This is a genomic window from Chitinophaga sp. 180180018-3, assembly GCF_037893185.1.
GTDB lineage: Bacteria > Bacteroidota > Bacteroidia > Chitinophagales > Chitinophagaceae > Chitinophaga.
This window is the reverse complement of sequence record NZ_CP140772.1, coordinates 4406838-4429073: the sequence shown is the minus strand read 5'-3', so window position 1 is coordinate 4429073 and position 22236 is coordinate 4406838. Positions and strand designations below refer to the sequence as shown.

General features: G+C 44.8%; 15 protein-coding genes. 10 read left to right on the top strand and 5 right to left on the bottom strand.

Features of this window, described 5'->3' with window-relative positions:
• Nucleotides 1–8 precede the first annotated feature (8 nt).
• The 3 genes from UNH61_RS17290 to UNH61_RS17280 form a co-directional block, all read right to left on the bottom strand.
• A complete protein-coding gene (locus UNH61_RS17290) occupies nucleotides 9–2537 on the bottom strand; it encodes a TonB-dependent receptor (protein ID WP_326993228.1) in 2529 nt (842 codons plus the stop codon).
• 146 nt (nucleotides 2538–2683) lie between these two features.
• Nucleotides 2684–3715 carry a FecR domain-containing protein gene (locus tag UNH61_RS17285; RefSeq protein ID WP_326993227.1) on the bottom strand — a complete coding sequence of 344 codons (1032 nt, stop codon included), beginning with the start codon at nucleotides 3713–3715 and terminating at the stop codon, nucleotides 2684–2686.
• Nucleotides 3716–4289: 574 nt separating this feature from the next.
• Complete coding sequence (locus UNH61_RS17280; RefSeq protein WP_326993226.1) at nucleotides 4290–4496, bottom strand: hypothetical protein; 207 nt, start codon at nucleotides 4494–4496, stop codon at nucleotides 4290–4292.
• A gap of 83 nt (nucleotides 4497–4579) precedes the next feature.
• Between UNH61_RS17280 and UNH61_RS17275 the strand changes: the two genes are divergently transcribed.
• Nucleotides 4580–4756, top strand: coding sequence for a hypothetical protein (locus tag UNH61_RS17275; protein ID WP_326993225.1), 177 nt, complete (start codon nucleotides 4580–4582; stop codon nucleotides 4754–4756).
• A 48-nt stretch (nucleotides 4757–4804) separates the two neighbouring features.
• Here UNH61_RS17275 and UNH61_RS17270 read toward each other — a convergent pair whose 3' ends face one another.
• Together UNH61_RS17270 and UNH61_RS17265 are read right to left on the bottom strand one after the other, a co-directional pair.
• The gene (locus UNH61_RS17270) at nucleotides 4805–5341 is read right to left on the bottom strand and encodes a ParB/RepB/Spo0J family partition protein (protein WP_339071316.1); all 537 of its coding nucleotides are present in this window, start codon (nucleotides 5339–5341) and stop codon (nucleotides 4805–4807) included.
• Nucleotides 5342–5378: 37 nt separating this feature from the next.
• The gene (locus UNH61_RS17265) at nucleotides 5379–6605 is read right to left on the bottom strand and encodes a DUF3440 domain-containing protein (RefSeq protein ID WP_326993223.1); all 1227 of its coding nucleotides are present in this window, start codon (nucleotides 6603–6605) and stop codon (nucleotides 5379–5381) included.
• A gap of 959 nt (nucleotides 6606–7564) precedes the next feature.
• Here UNH61_RS17265 and UNH61_RS17260 point away from each other — a divergent pair.
• From UNH61_RS17260 to UNH61_RS17220, 9 genes are all read left to right on the top strand, one after another.
• On the top strand, nucleotides 7565–8143 hold the full coding sequence (locus UNH61_RS17260; protein WP_326993222.1) for a sigma-70 family RNA polymerase sigma factor: 579 nt from the start codon (nucleotides 7565–7567) through the stop codon (nucleotides 8141–8143).
• A 115-nt stretch (nucleotides 8144–8258) separates the two neighbouring features.
• Nucleotides 8259–9227, top strand: a complete 969-nt coding sequence (locus UNH61_RS17255) for a FecR domain-containing protein (protein ID WP_326993221.1) — start codon at nucleotides 8259–8261, stop codon at nucleotides 9225–9227.
• Nucleotides 9228–9338: 111 nt separating this feature from the next.
• Complete coding sequence (locus UNH61_RS17250) at nucleotides 9339–12821, top strand: carboxypeptidase-like regulatory domain-containing protein (RefSeq protein WP_326993220.1); 3483 nt, start codon at nucleotides 9339–9341, stop codon at nucleotides 12819–12821.
• A gap of 2 nt (nucleotides 12822–12823) precedes the next feature.
• Nucleotides 12824–14596, top strand: coding sequence for a hypothetical protein (locus UNH61_RS17245; RefSeq protein ID WP_326993219.1), 1773 nt, complete (start codon nucleotides 12824–12826; stop codon nucleotides 14594–14596).
• Between the two features lie 4 nt (nucleotides 14597–14600).
• Entirely contained in the window at nucleotides 14601–15854 is a 1254-nt protein-coding gene (locus UNH61_RS17240) for a hypothetical protein (RefSeq protein WP_326993218.1), read from the top strand.
• 9 nt (nucleotides 15855–15863) lie between these two features.
• Nucleotides 15864–16919, top strand: a complete 1056-nt coding sequence (locus UNH61_RS17235; protein ID WP_326993217.1) for a fasciclin domain-containing protein — start codon at nucleotides 15864–15866, stop codon at nucleotides 16917–16919.
• Nucleotides 16920–16936: 17 nt separating this feature from the next.
• A complete protein-coding gene (locus UNH61_RS17230) occupies nucleotides 16937–17908 on the top strand; it encodes a fasciclin domain-containing protein (protein ID WP_326993216.1) in 972 nt (323 codons plus the stop codon).
• A 31-nt stretch (nucleotides 17909–17939) separates the two neighbouring features.
• Nucleotides 17940–18923 carry a fasciclin domain-containing protein gene (locus UNH61_RS17225; RefSeq protein WP_326993215.1) on the top strand — a complete coding sequence of 328 codons (984 nt, stop codon included), beginning with the start codon at nucleotides 17940–17942 and terminating at the stop codon, nucleotides 18921–18923.
• A gap of 14 nt (nucleotides 18924–18937) precedes the next feature.
• Complete coding sequence (locus UNH61_RS17220; protein WP_326993214.1) at nucleotides 18938–22207, top strand: carboxypeptidase regulatory-like domain-containing protein; 3270 nt, start codon at nucleotides 18938–18940, stop codon at nucleotides 22205–22207.
• The last annotated feature ends 29 nt before the right edge of the window (nucleotides 22208–22236 follow it).

Sequence of the window (22236 nt, the reverse complement as noted above, 5' to 3'; positions counted from 1 at the left end):
TATAAAAATTAAAATTTGATACCATATGCCAAATAGAAAGTGAAATTAAAAATCCGGTTTGCTGAGAAAGTGGTGTTATAATCATCATTCTCCAAATTCCATATATCCATCAGGTATTTACGGTCTGCCCGATAAGCATTATATACCCCCGCTGATATCTTATGCCTTAGCTGGCGGCCGGAAAGAAACGAGTAGTTAGCATTAATGTTAAGGCGGTGATAGCCTGGAGTGCGCTTAAAAACATAAGATGACCTCTCAAAAATAAAAGCATTTCCGCTATCCGGATCCGTGTTGCCTGCTGCTCCGGAAGCAGGCCTATTGAAGTCGGGTTTTATCTCAGGAGGCAATGGCAGCCAGTCACCTGAGCTGAAGTACCATACGAGACTCAGGTCAAGTTTTCTCACCGGGTTAAAGTTGACGGTCACATTCAGGTTATGGCGCCTGTCATAGCGAAAGGGATATCTTTTACCCTCGTTGATACCAATAAACTGACGCTGGCTCCAGGATAGAGCATAGGATAATTGAAGTTGCCATTTATCGATTTTCTTTATGCCAAGCAACTCGGTGCCATAACTCCATCCTTTACCAGCCCGGATGTCTCTTTCCCATGAATTTTCATCAAAAAAAATATTACCTCGCTCTGCGAAATTGGTGATATTTTTCATTTGCTTGTAGTAGACCTCCGCTGACAAAGAAGTACCTTTTTTGTCGCTGAAATGATAGCCCATATTCAGCATGTCACTTTCTGCTGGCCGCAATAGCTTAGTACTGGGCACCCAACATTCACTGTTTATACCTAGGAAGGGGCTTGATACCTGGTGTAAGTATTGGGTCATCCTGGAGTAGGAGAGGAAGATCTGCTGGCGTTTGCTGATCATTAATGAGGCAAAAAATCTTGGTTGAACTGCATTGTTGTGGTAATCTCTGAATTTGTAGGCGCTGAAATTTACTCCTGGCCTGAAGAGTAAAACGTTACCAATATGGAATTCGCTTTCAACGTATAAAGAAAACTCCTTGAATCTTAATGGTTTCATCGGTTTATAGTAATCAATCTCTTCCCTGAATTCAGGCGATATATTAGTGCTGAAGGGGTGGATGATTGTGTAGGCAGCCTTCCCACCAAAACGAAACTGCATGTTCGTACTGGTATTCAATTCAAATTGAGATTTACCCTCATACTTTTCTATGGAGGCGAAGTTATTAAAGACCTTACTACTTTGCTGTCCCGTGGAATCACCTGACAGGGAAAATTTCATTCCTGCCAGATTACTATATCTACTCACATTGAGGATCGTGTTTACAAATGACCTGGTGCCTATCAAATGATTCCAGTTAACAGTTGCCATCTTATTACCCCACACCTGCAGGTTCTGATAATCATATTGTCGCAGGTTCAGTCGGTCCTTACCCATGTAGCCACTAATCATTAGTTTATTTTTCTGGTCAATGAGGTGGGTTATTTTGAAATGGATGTCATAAAACCGGAGCCGGTAATCATCATCCAGGATGTTTAGTAATGGATTAGACCAGCTATGACGTATCGAAGTCATGAGCGTAGTACGTTGCTTTATCAACGGACCGTTTATTGCCAGGGAGCCGGCCAGCTGGCCGACTTGCGCTTCCCCTCCCCATTTACTCATATTCCCTTCCCTGGTACTCACTTCTGTAAAGGAGGATAGGGCGCCATCAAACCGGCTGGGGAAGTCATTTTTAAACTGTCGGATAGAGCTGACGGAGTTTGCACTAATAACGGAGATTTCTCCAAGCAGGTGGCTTGGATTAAATACCTGGTTACCATCCAGAAGGAAAATATTTTGATCAGGATCTCCACCTCTTACAATGAGCTTACCGGTGGTTTCTTGCGCTTCTGTATTGCCAGGTAGCAGGTTTAATGACCGGACAGGATCACTTTCTCCCAGGAAATTATTGTACGCCCCGGAAAGGTACTTTTCTACCCTGGAACCTCCATCCTTTGGTAACATACTATTTGCACCCACTTTCACCTCAGGTAGCAACACGGGGGGGATGATCAGATCCTGTTTTGTAGCAGCAAAGACAGATGCTACCACTGTTCGGCCTGGATGTCCTATTCGCTTTACCAATATGTAATGTTTGCCAGCCATCAGATTTAAATTGTAGTATCCGAACCTGTTGGATTGACATATTTGTCCGGATTCCAGATCCCTAACGATGGCATAGGGTATGGCTTCCCGACTGCCTTCTTCTATCGTAAAGCCGTAAAGCGGATATCGCGGTGAAGTTACCTCAGATAAATCCAAATCTGAGGGCACCAGAATGATTTTATTATTTCTTTCTTCTATACGGACTTTTTGCCGGGCCAGCAGTTTAAAAAGAAGAGCACCAAGGCTGTATTTCCCTTGGCCAGCAGTTACTACGCTGTCTGCATGGATATAGTAAGGAGAATACTCGATTATAATACCACTATAATCGCTTATTTTATCGAGGATAGTCGAGATTGGCCCACTTATGGCCGGAAGACTCAATTTCCTTTGTAGTAGCTGCGCATGTACTTTCATACTGGCAGCGCTTAAAAAGAATAGAAAGGTGAGGAAGATACCTTGTTTAAATCCATTAAATACAAAATATCCCCTGGACGGTGATTCGCCGCCAGTGATTTTTGAGTTAATATGTACATCACAACGCTGTATGAGCCCTATATGGATTAATATAAAATAACAGTGCCCTGCTGGCGGCGGCAATGCAGTCCGGTAAGTAGTGTTAATTCACCCAATACCTGCGTAAGTGTCTGTTTACCGAAGGTTGCCGTTACAGTAATCTCTTCGGATTTAGGTAGCAGGCTGCCAGCTAAGACAATAGGTGTTCCAAAATGCCATGAAATCTCCTGGACAACCTGTTTCAAAGGTGTCTTTGAGAAACTGAGAGTATCAGGTTCCCCAAAACAACGGGTGGAGTCACTGATGGTTTTTACCTCCAAATTATTGTCGGTAAGTAATAGCTCCTGGCTGGGGAGGAGAATGCATTGCTTTTGCGGATCCTGTTTGGGTACCAGCAATATTTTGCCTGCGATCAACACTACCCGGTCAGATTGAGCGTTGGCGCTGGCAAGAAATGATGTGCCGAGTACTTCAATGGTGGACCTGGCCATTTGGATGCGAAATGGATGATATACCGATGATTTCACGTCGAAGAAGGCTTCTCCGGAAAGTAGTACCCTGCGTTTGTTACGAAGAAAAGTCTTGGGAAAGCGGATGGTAGCTCCTTTGCGAAGCCGGACATTAGTACCATCGGGCAGGATGAGATAGCGGCTGGCTTTTTCAGCAGTGACGGTTTGTAAATCCGGGGATGGTTCGAGACTGGGCCACCACCCGGCAAGCAGAATGGCCGCCACGCAGGCTGCCATGGCAAGTACTGCTTTAGGTATTGGCACCCGCCTGCCTGCTGGCCGCGAGGTGAAGTTTCGAGCTAAGTCTAATTCAGGTTTAACTGTATCAAGGATTAGCATGTTTATCTTTTCCCAGGCACGGGCTGTATCAAAATATCTATTTATCGGTTTACTATTGGTCAATAATAATGTGTTGCATAGATTCCAGATCTTAAGTATTTGCAGGAATTCATGATCATTCTCCCAGGATTGCTGTCGCCACCGTTCAAGCAACCTGTGCTCAGCCATCTGCAGTCCATCCTGGAGTTCTTTAATAATAATTTCTTCTATTTTTGTAGGCATTTTCTTCATGGCTACCTCCTCCTGTACAATAAAATAAGAAAGACTATCATTTTCCTATAAATGTTAAAAAAGAAAAGGACTACGAGTTGATGATCGGACAGGACAATAAGTTGGTAGACGCTGCAGGTTGCGTAAATAAGTAATACAATTGTTACGAACAGCAGTAAATAAATAATATCGCATGATACCAGTCCACACCAAATCGGGAGGATTCCCCCAGATTCTTACAAATACTTCCTGCACTATGTCTTCACAAGCATGCTGCTGCTTTGTGAAATTAAATGTGTATTTACAAAGTGGAGCATAATATTGTTCAAATGCAGATTTGAATTGCTTATAAAGGTCTTCTGCCACCACATGAATGAGTTTAGAATGAATCGTAACGTCCTACCCGTCATTGGTAGAATTGAAAGAACCAGGCAGCGGTAAACAGTACAGAACAGGTGCTACACGTTATAGACGGATATTTTTTTCTATCCCTCCATTTGTTTGTATTTTTTTGAAGAGTTGCTTTGTGTTCATTCAACAGCAAAAAGGCCCGTCACAGTTGCAACAGACCGTTATTATTCCGCCATTCTAAAAACTACTGCTTCTTCCTGGGTTTACTAGTAGAGTCTTTTTTACTTTTTACCGGAGGCTGATGCAATTCACCACCTTTCTTACTGCCAGGTTTCCAACTCGTGTCCTTTTTCGGCTTTCCCTGTTGTGGTTGTTGAACCGACGCCCCTGCTACAGAAGTATAGGTAATGGCCATCGCCAGAACTACTGCAAAAAATTTTCTGTTAATCATACTGTTATATATTTAAAGGTCAAAATAAGCTGCCTACATAAGGGTTATCAGCCATATTTACATCCTTAACTATAAAACAGATTTTGAGAAAATATTCCTATTGTAAATTAAAGCCTGAGCTTTCTTCCAGATGGTATGATGCCTATTTTGTCCGCCTGTTGGCGCAAGACGTCAATACCTTCGCCAGAATAAACGAGGGAAAATATCTTGACTGGAATCAACGCGATAAACCACCTGGTACCGGTGGTGAAATAAGATAGCAAACCTATCTAAGGTTGTTTTACTAATGATCTGTCTTCCCAATCCACTTATATTTCCCAGGATTTGGAAAATTCCTTGTCCTGGAAGGCTTCTGCCAGACCGGTAATCTGCTTTAGTCTCAATACTTCATCGGAGTCCATACCCAGTTCTTCTCCGATCCGGGTATTGGACCAATCATTTCTTTTAAGAAAGGTCACCAGCTCGGCAGACAATTCCACCTGATGCGTACCACGTGCCATATTATGTCTTACGGTAGAAGCTACACGGTTTTCAATGGTCTTATTCAGACGCGAAACTGGCAAATAACCTTTCAACCCTTCTTTGATCACAGCATTATTCTTGCACACAATAGTGCGATGGAAACCGTCTACGACTACCCAGTTTTTTTCTTTCTGTTCGGTAGCTACTACTATGGGCATTGTCAATCCATCTTTTCGTATGGAGAGCTCCAATAATCTCATTTCTGGTGGAGCAACTTTATTAGGGTTGTAATCGTTGCCTTCTACTCGATCTATAGGGATAAGCTGAACGTTTAGGGCGGGATGCTCTAAACCGATAAATTCATATAGTTGTTGGGTGATCATGTTAAAAATATCCACCTTTTTTTCAAAAGGGGCATGCCTATTTTGCTCCAGTATCTGTGTTATCATATATGTAATGTGGTGTTCGTAAAAAAATATTCAATTGTTTTTCCATTTCTCCTTTCGTCTGGGTAAAAGACAATCCCCTGCACCAATAATCGTTTTTGAGCAATACCTTACAAATGCGCCGCCAGGAAGGTGCTTTATGTTGTGCTTCCAGCTGAGGGCTGGCGGTCTGGGGAATGTCGACTTCAAAGCCATGCCTTTTCCAGTATTCCATGAATTTGTCTATTTTTCTCAGGTAATGTGCTTTCATGTATGACGGCATTGTGTCCAGGAGAAAAAGAGCATAGCTTTTATAGGTATGCCCACGGGGTAAGTTGATTTTAAAGTTTCCGAATATGGAACGGTTATTTTGGGTATACCGGTTACCAAAATTAGCGCCCTCTACCCGGTTCACCAATCTTGTCCAGGTCTCCGGTTCAAGTATTTTGTACAGATATAACCCTTTTCGCTGATCGTCTCCATAGGGCTGGCATAACCTCATCTGCGAAAGCGGAACTCCGGCCAGGTACATGAGATCATATATTTTATTGTAGTCATAGCCATATTTTCCGTTAGCGATCCATATATCCTGTGTCGTCCAATCATAGATAGGATAAAAGTTGAATAGGCCTTCTGTAATCCCCGTACTCCATTGTTTGTACCTGTAACGGGCTTTAGAAACGTTTGTAATAGTTCTGTAACGATTATAGCTTTCGTCGGTGCGAATGCCCACCAGGCAAGCTGTCTGTTCTCCCTGGCCAAACCATTTTCCAAATTCAACCACAAATTCCTCAAACTCCATCCCTTTCCGGAAAAAAGGAAAATACTTCAGATCATAAATCACTGACGGATGTTCAGGATACTGTCTGATCCAGGCATCGCGTTTATCTTGATCCCAGCAGATCCAATGCGGCTGATATTGGCTTACAGCATTGCGTAAGTGAAGAGGAAGGCATACCCAGTATGCTTTTACTTCAGGCTTTGTTACCATGCGCATCAGGTAATCCACTGTATGCCGGTATTGGGCTTCCAGGTCAATGATAAGGACATGCACTGGCAGCTTGTTATGCCTACGGGCTGCATCAATGGCCATATGAAGCATTACGCCACTGTCTTTGCCGCCACTGAAAGAAATATATATTCTGTCAAAATGGGTATACACAAAATCGAGACGCCCGGCTGCTGCCTGGTAAACGGAAGTGTTTGTGTAGTTTTTGGGCATGATTTAAGCATTTAGTAAGATCAAGTGTAACGACGCACTGGTAGCTGATTTTGAAAAAAAATGCCTGAATACCGTATGTAGCAACAATCCTGTCTGCGCTATTTTTTTCCATTTGCAGGATAATGTCTGGAACGTTCTTCAGTGGGTCGGCATCTACCAAATTCAACAGGTCTTCGCGCAATGTACTTGCCACAGTTGTATAGATCTGTAGGTTCTCAATGCTCGATGATAAACATTCCAATCTCATTGGCCAGGGAAGCATGTTTGTTTTTTTAAGCCACAGTAATAGCATAAGGTGCTAGGTTATTATCGAAGGTTCTGACAACATCTTTTAATAATCCTTTGCGAATGGGTTGGGCCTACAACGCACTATTGAAAATAAGTAAAACAAGATAATAGAGAACTAAGATAACGCATAAAAATGTTTGTTTTTTAATTAACTTTTCGGAAATTTAAATTAGCGTTAGTAAATTCCTGAAACATCATAAATGGAAAACGATTGATATTGTTTTTTTATGATCCTTTATGCCGGTAGCAAAATTGAGATCAAACTGCATTTTACAATCAAATATCCAGGCACTAAGTACGCTCCTTTTTATCCATCCAGGATAGTGCTGCCTAATGGTACAACCATTTTAAATATGATTTAACTGCAAAGTAAAATTTGCATGACATTCCTGCTGTTGAAATCAAATGGATAAAAATAAATGACGAATAAGAAATTGCTATTTCTGTACAATAATATTCTGAGGTTGATATGGAGTGTCTTTGAAATTTATTTTTTATTTCCTGGAAATTCTTGAAAGAAATTGAGGTAATATTGATCTGACCAAAAAGGAAACAGTTTTGACAGAACCGATGACCCTGCTTATGGCTATGAAAATTGATAATGACATTTCATAATGATTAGGTAACAAAGCATTTTTATCTTTATTCCGGTAGCCCTTACCTGTTTAAATATGGAAAAAAAGGATCTTACTCCTGCAGCATTATTGTCGCTGATCCGCAACAGCGATAAAACAGCCTTTGAGATCCTTTATCAGCACATGTGGGAGCCGCTATTCATCTTTGCCATGAAACGGCTGGGGTGTGAGGAAGATGCGGAAGACGCTGTGCAGGAGGTTTTTACGAACCTATGGAACCGCAGGCATCAACTGAAAGTGCACAATACCCCCGAGGCTTACCTATTCTCCGCGGTCCGTTATGAAGTGATCAACTGTGTACATGCATCCTGGCAGCATCCTGAAAAAATAGAAAAGATCCAGGATTCTATGCTTTTCTCCATGGATAATACGATGAAGTATTTGTTAGCCAAAGAACTGAATGTGCTGATAGATAAAGAAGTACAGCAATTGCCGGCAAAGATGCGGGAAATTTATCTGATGGGTGTTGAACAACACCGCTCCGTTTCCGAAATAGCCGCGATCCTCCACCTCTCCGAACAAACTATCCGCAACCAGCTCAACCTGGCCAGAGGCCGTATCAAAACTTCCCTGAAACACGCACTTCCCTTGCTGTTGCTGATCATCAGCCGTTAGCTTCCAGTAGCCATATCTTATTGTAAATGAATCAACAGCCTGTTGATAATGATTCCTTAACATTTGCAAATGGTTAAAAAACAGTTTTCCCGGGCATATAATAAAAGAGCGTTGCATGCAAAAAGAAGAACTGGCAGGTCTGTTAAATAGGTATTTGTCGGGTAATGCTACCGATAATGATTTGTTCTTAATAGATGAATGGTTCCGGCAAACGGAGGAAGTGACTTATATATTAACCGAAGAAAGAAAAGATATCATAGAAAAGCGGTTGTTGTTACGTTTAAGGGCTATTACGGACAATACAGGACATAGACGTTACGGGCATTTGCGCAGGTTTGTAAACAAAAGATGGCGGCAGATAGCAGCTGCCTGTGTGCTAGGGGTTGGCATAACGGGTTATTATCATCGTCATACTATGAGTGAGATATTGATACCTGAAAAGCAGCAAATCATTACAGCTGGTTTATATGAGATCAGGACAGTATTGTTGCCAGATAGCAGCAAAGTAGTATTGAATACAGGCAGTAGCATCAGCTATCCGTTGCATGGCTGGAAAACGCGCAGAGACCTTACATTGAAAGGAGAGGCTTTTTTTGACATCTGCCAGCGGCCGCAACCATTTATTGTGCGTACCCGGCAGTTACATGTCAGGGTGCTAGGCACTTCCTTTGTCGTGAGCGACAAGGATAAGAAAAACACTGCTATAGTAACCGTACTCACAGGCAAAGTGCAGGTGGCGCATGCCCGTACTATACTCACCTTGCAGCCACATAAGCAAGTTAGTGTGAACCCGCTTACCGGTATTGCCGAAGTAACGTCGGCAAATGACAAGGCGGTCGCTGCATGGACGCATAATGTACTTTCTTTCTCAGAAACGCCGTTGGATCAGGTTTTCCGGGCTATCGGACAGCGGTTTAAAGTACAGATACTTATACCACCTTTGAAACAGGGTAATGAGAAGCTCTTTACAGGAACATTTAATATAAACGATTCTTTGGAAGATGTATTAATGGCGCTTAGTCTTTCCACTAACATCACTTACAAGCGGGTAAATGATAAACAGGTAGATATCCAATATCCATAAGAACGGTTGACTATCAACTGAAGACCGTTACCGGGCAGACGAGTAGTTTGTCTGCACAGGAAGGCATATGCCACTCCTGATAGGAAATCCATATTCATCAAAAAACAGATTATGACAAAACGATACAAACCGTATGCGCATATCGCATTTTTTTACAGACAATTATTGAGCCGATGTCATTTGTTGTTGTTATGCTGCCTGCTGCCAGGGATCGCTCGTTGTCAGGCTCCATCCATGCTGAATCAAAAAGTATCGATCCGTTTTACAGAAGAACCGTTGATACAAGTGTTGCAACGGCTTACTGACAGAACGGGCGCTGGTTTTATGTATGATGCCAGCGAGTTGGGGGATATCCCCAAAAAGGTGACCAGAACGTTTAACGAAGAGCCGCTGGCAGTTGTATTATCCGGCATCCTGGATGGCACCGGGTATACCTTTCAGGCCTTGCAGGAAAAAATAATTATTCGCAGAGCTACCCCGGGTACTAGTAAAGAGCATGCTTTGCAACATATTACCACATTCACAGGCCAGGTAACAGATGCGGGAATCGGTGTTCCCTTGGTTGGGGTTACAGTGATGATCAAAGGAACGCAGATTGCGGCTATGACAGATGCTAATGGCCGCTTCAGCATTACTGCTACTTTTGACAAAGCGGTGTTGGTATTCACCTACATCGGATATGCGAAAAAAGAGGTAAAAGCGGAAAGCGGAGCTGCGCTGAAAATAAGACTGGTACAAACGCAAAAACAGCTGAACGAAGTGATTGTACAGGCGCGGCGCAGACTGGATAATGAGAATGCGTTATTACGAGAGCGACAGAATGCGCCGGTTATTTCCGATGGCATCAGCGCTAAAAATATAGAAAAGACTGCCAGTCTGACGACCGTTCAGGCTTTACAGCGGGTAACGGGTGTAACAGTGACGGACGAAAAATACGTAGCGATCCGTGGTCTGGGCGACCGCAGTGTTATCGCCGAATTGAATGGCGCCCGTCTTTCTTCGGCCGATCCGGACCGGACAACGGTACCGCTGGATATTGTACCAGCCGGGCTACTGGACAATATTACGGTATATAAAACGCTCACGCCTGATCGTCCGGCAGATGCGGCCGCCGGCATTATTTCACTAAAAACAAAATCTATCCCGGACAGCATGGTGCTTTCTTTTACCGTGCAGGTAGGCGCCAATTCTACAATAGGATTAAGTGGTAAGTTCAATGCATTCCGTAATTATAACCCGGGTTTTTTCGGACAGAAAGTAAATAGCCACAACCTCTCGTCTGATTTTCTGGCGCTTAAAGAACTGTATCCCGGCGGCAGAAAACAGATCCAGCAGCTATTCATTGACAGCAGAAGCAGCCCGGAGCTGACGGCGGAGGCAAACCGGGTAAACCGTTTGATGCTGGATTTTGATCCTGTGATCACTACTACTTATCAGAAGGCTATACCCAACCAGGTGTACAATATCGGGTTCGGTAATACCTACAGGATATTTAAACGACATGCGTTGGGCGTGGTGCTGGGCGCCAATTACTACCACCGTACGGAAGACCGCTATCAGGCAGACCTGAACCAATGGAGCATTTACCAGGGGATACTAACGGGAACGGATATATTTAACAGGCTGCATATTCCCAATTTTATTTCCCCAGATAATATTAATCTGGGGAAGTATCTCACCTATAAGGAAAATACCGGCATCGAAAAATTAAGTTATGGCGCGCTGGCGGGAATCAGCTATCAGTTTAACAAGAGCAATGAAGTGAGCGCCCAGTATATGGGGAGTCGTGGTGCGGAAATAACCGGTACCAACCTGATAGGAGAATTTACGAATACCGGGTTAGTATCACGCGTGTATAACCGGCTTTTCGGGCTCAAGCAATCTTACCGGGTCTTCAATACTTTCAACCTGCAAGGCGAGCATCGCATTGGAGCAGGGAGCGCCACGCACGTGAGTTGGGCATTCTCCACATCACAGGCGTCCCAGAATGAACCGGATTATCGCTTTGTGAATATCGTGAACCAACGGGATATGAAATTCATTGATCAGAATGGTGTAGGTATCGGTACTGATAGTTATGGTATGGTGGTGGGAGTAGTACATGGTATTGGCCCCGCAGGAGTGATACTGGCAGACCCCAATGGCCGGCGTTTCAGAACGCTGAATGAACACAACATCAATTTTAAGGCGGATGTCTCGCAACCGTTTACGTTGCTGGGGAGAAAACAGGAACTGAAAGCGGGATATGCCTACCTGAAGCGGGACCGCACTTTTACAGAGAATATACTTGGGTTGCCGAAGAATTACGGGATCCTGTCAAAATACGATGGCAACCCGGATGCATTGGTTGCCTATAACAATATAGGATTAAAGGACCCAGCCAACTACAATGACGAGGCGCAACAACGGGTGGGCGGTTTTTTGTACGAGATCCGGAAGTCGCCCAACAATTATACGGGCTATTACAAAACAGAAGCTTTTTATGGTATGCTGGACCTGTATCCATGCAACAACCTACGGGTTACAGGGGGCGTGCGTTTTGAATCAACTGATATACAGGCCAACGTAGATACATTAAATGTAGCAAAAGACAATTTCGTGGACCCAGCGCTACTTACCCCTCCGGATGTACCACGCGGCTGGGGCTCATTGCCCAAGAATACATATGTAGCCGTTAACCCCTCCACCGGTTACAAAGTGTGCTACAAGCCTTATTATTCTGTGAATGTAACGTATACGTATAAACGAAATACGAATTTCCGCGCGGCGTTTAATACATCGCTGGCCCGCCCCGAACTTCGGGAGATCACTAACCTGTACCAGTTTGACCCCTTCCAGTTTGCAGTAGTAGGAGGCAACCCGTCGCTCGTGAATCAATATACCCGCAGCCTGGATTTCAGATGGGAATGGTTTCCTGCGGCAGGGGAGGTGATCGCAGCCTCTGTTTTCGGAAAGCTCATTGATCATCAGCTGACGAAGGTATTTATCCTGAACTCAGAAGGAAATAATGCCTACGCACAGGAATATCCTATTGTGAAGTTTGTGAATGATCCCGAACAGGGTAAGGTATATGGCATTGAGTTGGAGGTACGTAAAGACCTGGGCCGGGTATGGAAACCGCTGAATCATTTTTTTATCGGCGCTAACGGCATGCTGGCCGCCAGCGTGATCAAAAAGAACCCTGAACGGTTAGAGGCTTCCCGCATTATAGACCGCCGCGCGCCTGCTACCAGTCCGCTGTTTGAGCAAGCGCCCTATACCGTAAATACTTATGTGGATTATGAGAATACGCGTATAGGCGCCAACGTTACTGCGAGCTTTAATATTGTAGGAGAACGTTTGATACAGGTACAGCTGGATGGTACCCCGGATATTTTTGACAGGCCGGTGCCCATGCTGGACCTGGTATTTAGTCAGCGGTTGTGGAAACGCTTCCTTGTAAAAGGATTTGTGAAAAATATGCTGAACCCCGCTTTCAGGGAAGTATATACACAGGCGGGCAACAAGGGAAAATATTATGGAATGGAATATATCCGGCACCAGTATTATAAAGGAACAGAATATTCATTGGGCATCACCTACAACATTTTTTAATCATGAAAGGAAATTATACTACCGCCTGTCTGTTGTGCATACTCTGTATTGTAATGGGTTGTCGCAAGGAAAAACTGGATGTTTTCTTTGACAGGAAAAATATACTGAACAGCCCTGCCTCCACCATCCGCATCTATAATTTCACCAACGGTTTACTGAATGTATCCGTGAATAATATTCAGCTGACCAATTTTATAGAAGCAAAGGATGTACGCGCTGCCCCCTCTACTGGTACGGAAATGGGATTGGCATTTTTCCCGAAAGGCGTATGGCCAAGTGGTAAGAATGGTAGTCCACTTACATTACCTGCTACTTTATTGGATAAATATAGCCGGGCGCGGATCTACATTGTACCGGGATATGATAAGGACAACACCTCGCCCATTATCCCCGGCTTAGCTGTTGATACGGTATTACAGGATGATCCGCTGCATCCGGTAGATTACTTTCTCCTGTCAGACGGCCATTTCCGCGCTATTCCCCGTTCTGTGGCGGTACCAGTGGCGCCGGATCATTTCAAGATCAGGATACTTAACCTCGGTGCAGCGAACGATCCGTTGCGTTTATCCGGTCCCGTTACTATGACCTATGCGGATGGCGCCCCCGTTCATGACGTGCTCAATGGCGTAGGCATCGGTATGGTCAGCGAGTATATAGAAGTACCCTATGGCAGCTATCAGTTCAAATTATTTGTAGATAACAATCATCAGAAACAACTATGCGAACTGCCGGTTTCTCCTTACATCGATGTTTGTACCCAAAAAATATTACCGCAGACAAAGATCTTTCCATTCGTGCGCACCTTTAAGCCTGGCGGTACCTACAGTGTTATCGTAACACAGAATACCTTTATCTATGACGGCTGCGGCCCTGAGGACATTGTATACGAGTCCATTAATTCATACCGGATCGTGGAAGAAAACAACCCTCCGCTGAATACTTCTTATGCCAGGGTAATGGGCGCTAATGCACTGGCAGACCAGTCAATCCTGTTCAAACTGGATGGTAAAGAAATGGGGATCTTCCGTGAAACAGGCAAGGCAACAGATCCGCAGATTGTCATAACAGGAAAGCATACACTGGCTGCTTTTGACAACAGTGGTAATTTGCTGGCAGAAAAGTCCTGCAATTTTTCCGCAGCTGATTTTTATACGGCGTGGGTATATGATAAGGGCGGAAAACCGGACCTGATCTTTACTTCCAACAACATGGCTATTTCTCATTACGTGAAGGATCCACCCGGTGACGACGGTACAGACGGAGACAAGAACATCACAAAATATGACTACGCCTGGCAAAGCCGTTTTCTGAACCTCAGCGAGGATATTCCTTATGCCACTTTCACGAATCAGGATGGCGAGAACTTTGAATTCACTCGCGGGGGAGGGGGCATTTATCAGGATGTGGTGAATCCCAGAACCAGTTACCAGAACATGGAACCCGGGCAGATAGTGATGCACGAACCATCCGTTATTGCGCCTTACACTAACAATAACAGGACTACGAATAAAACCGGTTCCGTCGGCTTTTCCTACATGCCTTCCCTGATCCGTGTATTTCAATCTACGCCGGGCCCCTTAGGGCAAACACCCGGTAACTGGTTATCCGCCATTGCGCCGCTCAGATCACAGGATTTTATTGCCAACCCAGGGTTATATGAGACGGGATTGCCAGCTGCAGAATCCGGCGCATACTCTATTGCACTTATCGGCCGACTGAAAGGAGGTAGTGGAAAGCAGAAAGCCCGGTTAATTTTTGTTAAACATAATAAATGATCTTATGCGTTCATATATCGGAATATATATAGCCGTCCTCGTTACGTTGCTATTCGTCGCATGCAAAAAATATCCGCTTCGGCCGGAAATGGAGAAGCCTGCTTATCTGCGTATCTTTAATGATATACCCTATACGCTGGATGCCACCAGCAAAGGGCAGCCGTTGCCATTCCTGACCTTTCTGCTGGACCCGGAAACAGAGGGAAAAGGTATCCCACGGCGGGCAGAGATCATGGGTGATTTTCTGGCCACCCGGCAGATCTACAGTCTTTCTTATCCGATTAATGCGGGAAATATTAATGCTGTTGTTAATTATGATTATCCTGGTAAGACAACAGTACGCAGCGCGCCACCCATCAATGGACTTGACCTATCCGCCTGGGCGCAGATACCCAGCGGCAAACACCGGGTGGTATTTGTGACCCGGCCATTCACGGATACGCCTTTTATACAACTCCCTGCCAAAGCAAGACAAAACATACTGATTGATACGACCATTGATTTTGAAGCAGGAGAAGTATATACGATGGAAACACTGGCAAAGGATATTGACAGGAGCATTTATGGTCTGTATCTCCGTAAGGAATCATTTATTCATGAAAAATTTGAAGACGATAAGATCTATGCAAGTTTTTATAATCTCTCCGGAGTCCCTTCGCTATACTACAACTCTTTGTACTGTAAAGACACGCTGAATGCGAATTTTACGTATATGACGTATGACGACGTAACAAACGGTTCGTCAGTATATTTTAATTATTACATACCATTGTTCCCTTATTTTGATGTTCCGTTAACGAGCATCAACAGTCGCTTCAGCACAAATGCTCCATTTGTCCCTATTCCTGTTATCTCCAAAAACTATTTCTGGAATTACCAGGGTTTATTGAGAGGCTTTAGTCCATTGGCCCCGCCTCCGGCTGGTTCATCCTACCTGGGGTCTCTTCCATTTGTGGCTATTACACTCAGAACACCGAACGGGGCGTTCGTAAAAAAGCATGCAAATGACTACATCAACGACAAATTCGCTATTTCATTGTATTGTGTGGGCGATCCTGGCAGGATCAACCAATATGATCCGGATTTTGTATCCAGCAATGGAGTAGACGCATTTGCCGCGCTGGCCAACTTCTACCTGGTGGCCAATATGAATGGCAAAGTGGATATTTCTCCCACCATCAACATTGTTGAACTGGTATATGGGAGGGTTTATCATATGCAGATCCAGAAATTATACTCATCTCCTTACAAGCGTTAATAAAAATATATGATCCGGAATAATCCTCTATGTATGTTATTGCTGATGGCGGTTACAGGATGTTGCTTTATTTCCTGTACAAAGAAGGAAGTGTATGTAAATGAGACGACGGCGCCACAACCAAAATTACTGCAATACATACAAAACAACTTTACTTTTACGCTGTTCTATGCAGCACTGAAAAAAACCGGGCTGGATCAGGTGTTGGAGGAAAAGGATAGTTTAACCGTACTGGTGCCTGACAACGATGCTTTTAAAAAGCAAGGTATCAACACCGTTGCCGATATCGCACAACTCAATACAGATTCCCTGAAAAAAGCGATCGCTTATCATATCCTGCCAGTCAAAGTCCTGTATAAAGATATCCCACAGACAGTAGACAACGAATATCCGAATCTTTCCGGTAATACATTGTACTTCTCCAAACCCATCACGCCGGATCCTTCGGGTAGAAATAAAGGCCATGTGAACGGGGCTGCCTTTACTTATGTGGACCGCATAACGAAGAATGGAGTGGTACATGTAATAGACAGATTGTTGAAGCAACCAGCGCCTTCGGTTAAAGCGCTGCTGGATGCAGACACCACTTACCGGTATTTTGTAGCAGCCCTGAAAAAGTTTGGGTTGTATGAACAACTGGATGGCCCCGGGCCTTTTACAGTACTGGCAGTGCCCAACACCGGGTTTACTAATTGGAACATTTCTCCTGATAGCATTGCCAAACTGGATACCCTGCAATGGAAGAAGTATTTGTTCGGTGTATACGTGCTGTATCCCAACCGTTTATTTTTATCTGATTTCCTGGACGCTCCCGGTACCAAGAACTTTGATAATGGGATAGGCAATTATGTATTCAGCGAATCAGGAGTACTTTATTTCCAGTATCTAAGAATACTGGTATATGGTTATGCAAAAGATTACGGAACAAGATTTAACCCCATATTGGGAGACGGATGGTACAAGGCTGCTACTTTTATCAACTCCGATAACATCGCGCAAAATGGCGTTGTACAGGTAATGGATAAGCTGATCATTTACCCTTCAGATATGAAGAAGAAACGATAACAATGCAACATCAATATATGAATCATTCTCAATCAGGATGGCGGAGATGCAGTTGGTTATTGCTCGCGGGATGCCTGCTTGCGGGCGCTTGCAAAAAAGAGGTGAAAATAACCAAAGAACCAGTCGCCGGCTACTTCAGCAGAACAAAATATATCTTATTGGCGAATGCAGGGTTCAGCAAGTTTTGTCAGTACCTCTCTGATACCGGTTTAATGGACTCGCTTTCAACGGCGGGACCTTTCACTGTCATGGCTCCCGACGACAATGCGTTTAGCAAGTCTCCTTACCCCATACAGGACGCAACGCTCAAAGAGCGCATAGGTTATCATATACTGCAAGGTAGCTTCTCACTGCGACAGCTACCGTTAGGTCTGAACCAGGTATTACCTGCTGCCGGCAACAGGAAGATGTGGGTAAGTAAATGGATGGAGGGAACAGACACGGCCATCGCTGTGAACGGATGCAGGGTCGCACAGGCAGATATGCCCACTGCCAATGGATATGTGAATATATTGAAAGATGTGATGGAGCTGGAGGATCATAGCGCCATTGAGGATGTGATGAAGAACGATGAGCGGTTTACGTTCATGTCTACTGCATTGAACCGTACAGGCTTGTTTGACTATATCCGCCAGAATAAGGACGTTACCATTCTGGCGCCGGATAACAGGGCATTCAAAATATACAGCAGCATTAATTCGATGGAGCGGGTACTGAGTATGGACATCGACTCTCTTACAAAACTGGTGAAACACCATTTACTCCCAGGGAAGAAATTCGCGACAGACATATTGGTAGCCATTGGTACAGACAGACCGCACAAGTTCATGATGCTGGATGGTACTTATGTAATGGGATACACTTCAGGCAGCAGTTTTGCATTGCAATCGGGCCGCAACTGGGTCACGCTGGCCAGCAGACAACGTTACTGTTATCCGTCCGATGACGCGGTCCTTTATTATATAACCAGCATACTGGAGCTCCGATGACGGTTGTCATTAAAAATTAAAAAAGCTATTTATGCTACACATTAAAAAATATTACTGGAAAGGTGTGTTACTGTTGTTTGGTCTCTTATACGGATGCGCCGGGAAAGAATCGCTGCAACCGAATAAAGTGTTGCCTGCCACACTGGAATACATTCACAAGGACCCGGAGCTGAGCCTGCTGGCGCAGGCACTGAACCGGTCAGGACTGGATAAAGCACTGGCAGAGGGTAACGTGACCGTATTTGCTCCAACAGATAGCGCTTTTCTGGCAACAGGATGGGATAAAGAAAAGATCAACCAGCTTTCTCCCGACAGTCTCCGGTTTGTACTCAGTTATCACATTGCCCCGGGCGTCATTAGCAGCGAGAATATTGCCGGATTTTACAGAACCTTCCCGATAACATTGAATCCGGATTTTAAACCCAATATCTCTAAGAACTATTTAGGACTATTTTTTAACGGGGCCAGGATACGTACAGGAAATTTAAAGATGGGGGATGGAGTGATCCACAAAATGGGTATGATTTCTTTTCCCCCGACGGATAGTCTGTTAACGACGTTGTACCGGCAACCGGACCTGACCATCTTTTCCGCCATTGTAAAACGATGTGCGACCCTGCGGAAGGGGCTGGTAAAAGAGAATGTTACCTTGATGGCGCCGAATGACAAGGCTTTCCGGGATAGCGGTTATATGAGTATTGAACAGATTGGCCGGGAAGATACGACGAAGCTGATAAAGCTTTGCTGGTCCTATATTGGGAGTACTTACCTCGGCAGGTTGTATGGATCGGATTTTATAGGGGGAAAAATATTCAGGACGGATTATCTGTCACTCCCCGATGGGTACCTGTTCGCTGGTTATAACATTTCAGTGGACGGAACAGAGATCCAGCCATTGACAAGCGACCTCCTGTCAGGACGCTCCCATATGACGGTGTCGCCTAAACTCCTGCGGGGAAATATACTGTCAAAAGGAGGGATCATTCACACTATTAACATGGCATTCAGACCATGAATAAACTACGAAGAATGAAACAATATCTACAATTACTGATCACTATCAGCTGTCTGCTGTACGCAGTTTTATCATATGCCCAGGAAACAGGAGGAGGGCTCGACGGCCGCATTACAGACGTTAAAGGGCAACCGGTACACGGCGCCATCATTACTGCATTGCATCTGCCCTCTGGTACCCGGTACACCATTGCTACGCTGCCGGATGGTCGTTATCGCATACCAGGTATGCGCATTGGCGGCCCTTACACCGTAACTGCCGTTTATGCCGGCATGCAAAAGATCAGCAGGGAAAATATACAGATAGTGCTGGGAGGATTGCAGCGGTTGGATCTTGTGTTGCGGGCAGCAGAAAAGCAGTTGGGGGAGATCGTGGTAGCCGCCCGCAAGGAAACAAAGGTGAATGGCACCGGACGCAATATTAACAGAGAGCAGCTGGAGGAAATGCCGTCCGTGAACGGGAGTATACAGGATATCACGCGTCTGGTACCACAGGCATCCCGGGATAATTCTTTTGCTTCCAGCAATTTCAGGTATAACAACGTGACCATAGACGGCGCAGTAAACAATGATGCCATCGGGTTCAGCCCGTCACTGGGAGGTATCACAGGCACTTCCGGTATGCCAGGCAGCAGTACACGTACCAATCCTATTTCGCTGGAAGCCATTCAGGATATACAGGTGTATCTGGCGCCGTATGATGTGAAGATAGGCAATTTCACAGGCGGCAGCATTAATGCAGTCACGCGTAGCGGTACCAATAGCGTTCATGGGGCCGTATATGCGTATGGGCGCAATGCAGCGATCACAGGAAAAAATAACGCAGGCGATGGCAGCCGTTTACCTGCCGATTTCTACGAATACCGGACGGGTTTTCGTTTAGGGTTTCCCGTTATAAAGGACAAAGCTTTCTTTTTCACCAATGTGGAGATCACCCGCCGTAATGATCCGGTTGAACTGGCCGCTGGCAGTGAGGACGTAGCGCAGATCCTCAGCCGGAAAGATGCGCAGGTCATTCATGATACCCTTCAGCGACGTTATGGGTTTGATCCTGGTACATATGGGCAATACAACAGCTATTCCCGCTCGAATAAATTATTCAACCGGCTGGATGTGAATCTAGGGGAAAAACACCAGCTGGCTATACGTAACAACACCATTTTTTCATCTGCGATCAATCTGGAAAGAGATCAACAAAACTTTCGTTTTGCGGGTATTGCGTACCGGCAGGATAACAACCAGAGCGCAACAGTTGCTGAACTGAAAAGCAGGTTCGGGAACCGCTTGTCCAACAGTCTTGTGGTCGGTTACACAGTCATACACGACTATCGCACGCCTTTGTCGGACCCTGCCTTCCCGCAGGTACAAATAGTTGGCCGCACACCGGGCGCCACTATTTTCCTGGGCACTGACAGGGAGGCCAGTATTTTTGATATGAAACAACGTACTGTTGAGATCACGGACAATCTGAACTGGACTTTGGGAAAGCATCACCTGTTGTTGGGCACGCATAATGAGCTGTACCGGATCACCTATGGTTTTGTCAATTCCTGGAATGGCCGGGTTGATTATGCCAGTATTGCCGATTTCCTGGATAATCGCCCCAGTAGGGTAAGAGGCAGCTATAACTACCTGAATAACGACCGTAATTATATATTGAGCCATCCAGGGGCGGTGTTCAATATCAATTTTCTCAGCGCTTACGTACAAGATGAGATACAGGTGAATGAACGGTTAAAGGTGATGCCCGGTATCCGGTTTGATTATGCTATGCTACCTGTGTCGCAGCTGCTGAGCGAGAAAACAAAAAATGCGTTTACAGATGTGTATTATGGAAATACTTTCTTCTACACGCCCTTGAACAAGATTAGCAATAATTACCTGAACACGGTTCAGGCATCTCCCAGGCTGGGATTCAACTACGATCTCAAAACTGACCGGAGCCTGGTGTTGCGGGGTGGAGCCGGGCTATTCACCGGCCGTATTCCTTTTGCATGGCTGGGATATGCATTTTACAATACAGGCGATAGCTATGGAGCCTATGACCAACGGGTGGACAATGGAACAAGCCAGTTTCAGACAGGCAGTGATCCGCTGAAATACAGCAAGGAAGGAATTGCTGCCTTTGCCCGGCAGAATGCACAGATCATTCATGATCCTAACGCTGGTAAAACACAGATCGATGTGGTAGACAATAAATTTGTGATGCCACAGATAGTAAGGGCCAGCCTGGCATTAGATTATACAGACAAAGCAGGCTTTAAATATTCCCTGGAAGGTATTTTTACCAAAGTGATAAAGGATGTAAAATTTCAACAGGTGAATATCAAGGATAATCCTACTTACTATACTTATGATACGTCGCGTTTCCTGCGTAATCAGCCAGTATATCCCTCAGGGGGAGTGAATGCGCAAATAGCCAATGCATATGAAATGTCAAATACTTCAAAGGGGTACCGCTATAGCGTTACAGCGGCTGTTGACAGAAAGTTCCGCAACGGGCTGGATATCAGTCTCGCCTATACGTATGGGATGGCTAAGGATATTTCCAACGGAGTGCGCAACTCTATGGAATCTAATTGGCAATTGAACCAGGCATTGATTCCCAATGATCCGCAGCTGGCATATTCTAATTTCGATATTCGCCACCGGATAGTGTCCAATATTGCATACCGTATTCACTGGCACAACAACTGGCTTACTGTTTTGTCTCTTTTTATACATGCGCAGTCTGGCAGTCCCTTTACTTATGGCTTCGTGAATTATACAGCGCAGAATACGCCCCAGCAAATAAGCCTGGCTTATATACCGTACGCATCGGAAGCTGTTAATTTCTTCATGGCTTTTCGGGATGCCAGTGGCAATGAGGTGTCTGCTGCGGAGCAGGCAAAACAGTTTAATGATTTTATAGACCAGGATAAATATTTGCGTACGCGTTGCGGTACATTTACAGAGCGGAATATGGGGAGAACGCCATGGAATACTCAGGCAGACTTGCATCTTTCTCAGGACTTTGGATTGAATATTGGCCGGCATCCACATGTGATCAGCCTTACATGTGATATCATCAATATTACAAACCTTCTCTGTAAACAATGGGGGAAGGTTTATTTTTCGCCTAATACCTATAACTCTACAGGCAGTATAGGCCTACTGCCTTATATACCGGGAAGAACCTCGCAGGGATATCCTTTATACCAGTTCCTTGATCCGGGAAGGCCGTATTCCATCGACTTCTTTTCCAGCCGGTGGCAGATGCAGCTGGGCGTGAGATACTCTTTTTAATGAAGCTATGATGACAATTTTATTTTCAA

Excerpts from the sequence above, each read along its gene's own strand:
- UNH61_RS17290 (WP_326993228.1), bottom strand. The coding sequence starts at position 2,537 with ATGAAAGTACATGCGCAGCTACTACAAAGGAAATTGAGTCTTCCGGCC.
- UNH61_RS17285 (WP_326993227.1), bottom strand. The coding sequence starts at position 3,715 with ATGAAGAAAATGCCTACAAAAATAGAAGAAATTATTATTAAAGAACTC.
- UNH61_RS17280 (WP_326993226.1), bottom strand. The coding sequence starts at position 4,496 with ATGATTAACAGAAAATTTTTTGCAGTAGTTCTGGCGATGGCCATTACC.
- UNH61_RS17270 (WP_339071316.1), bottom strand. The coding sequence starts at position 5,341 with ATGATCACCCAACAACTATATGAATTTATCGGTTTAGAGCATCCCGCC.
- UNH61_RS17265 (WP_326993223.1), bottom strand. The coding sequence starts at position 6,605 with ATGCCCAAAAACTACACAAACACTTCCGTTTACCAGGCAGCAGCCGGG.
- UNH61_RS17260 (WP_326993222.1), top strand. The coding sequence starts at position 7,565 with ATGGAAAAAAAGGATCTTACTCCTGCAGCATTATTGTCGCTGATCCGC.
- UNH61_RS17255 (WP_326993221.1), top strand. The coding sequence starts at position 8,259 with ATGCAAAAAGAAGAACTGGCAGGTCTGTTAAATAGGTATTTGTCGGGT.
- UNH61_RS17250 (WP_326993220.1), top strand. The coding sequence starts at position 9,339 with ATGACAAAACGATACAAACCGTATGCGCATATCGCATTTTTTTACAGA.
- UNH61_RS17245 (WP_326993219.1), top strand. The coding sequence starts at position 12,824 with ATGAAAGGAAATTATACTACCGCCTGTCTGTTGTGCATACTCTGTATT.
- UNH61_RS17240 (WP_326993218.1), top strand. The coding sequence starts at position 14,601 with ATGCGTTCATATATCGGAATATATATAGCCGTCCTCGTTACGTTGCTA.
- UNH61_RS17235 (WP_326993217.1), top strand. The coding sequence starts at position 15,864 with ATGATCCGGAATAATCCTCTATGTATGTTATTGCTGATGGCGGTTACA.
- UNH61_RS17230 (WP_326993216.1), top strand. The coding sequence starts at position 16,937 with ATGAATCATTCTCAATCAGGATGGCGGAGATGCAGTTGGTTATTGCTC.
- UNH61_RS17225 (WP_326993215.1), top strand. The coding sequence starts at position 17,940 with ATGCTACACATTAAAAAATATTACTGGAAAGGTGTGTTACTGTTGTTT.
- UNH61_RS17220 (WP_326993214.1), top strand. The coding sequence starts at position 18,938 with ATGAAACAATATCTACAATTACTGATCACTATCAGCTGTCTGCTGTAC.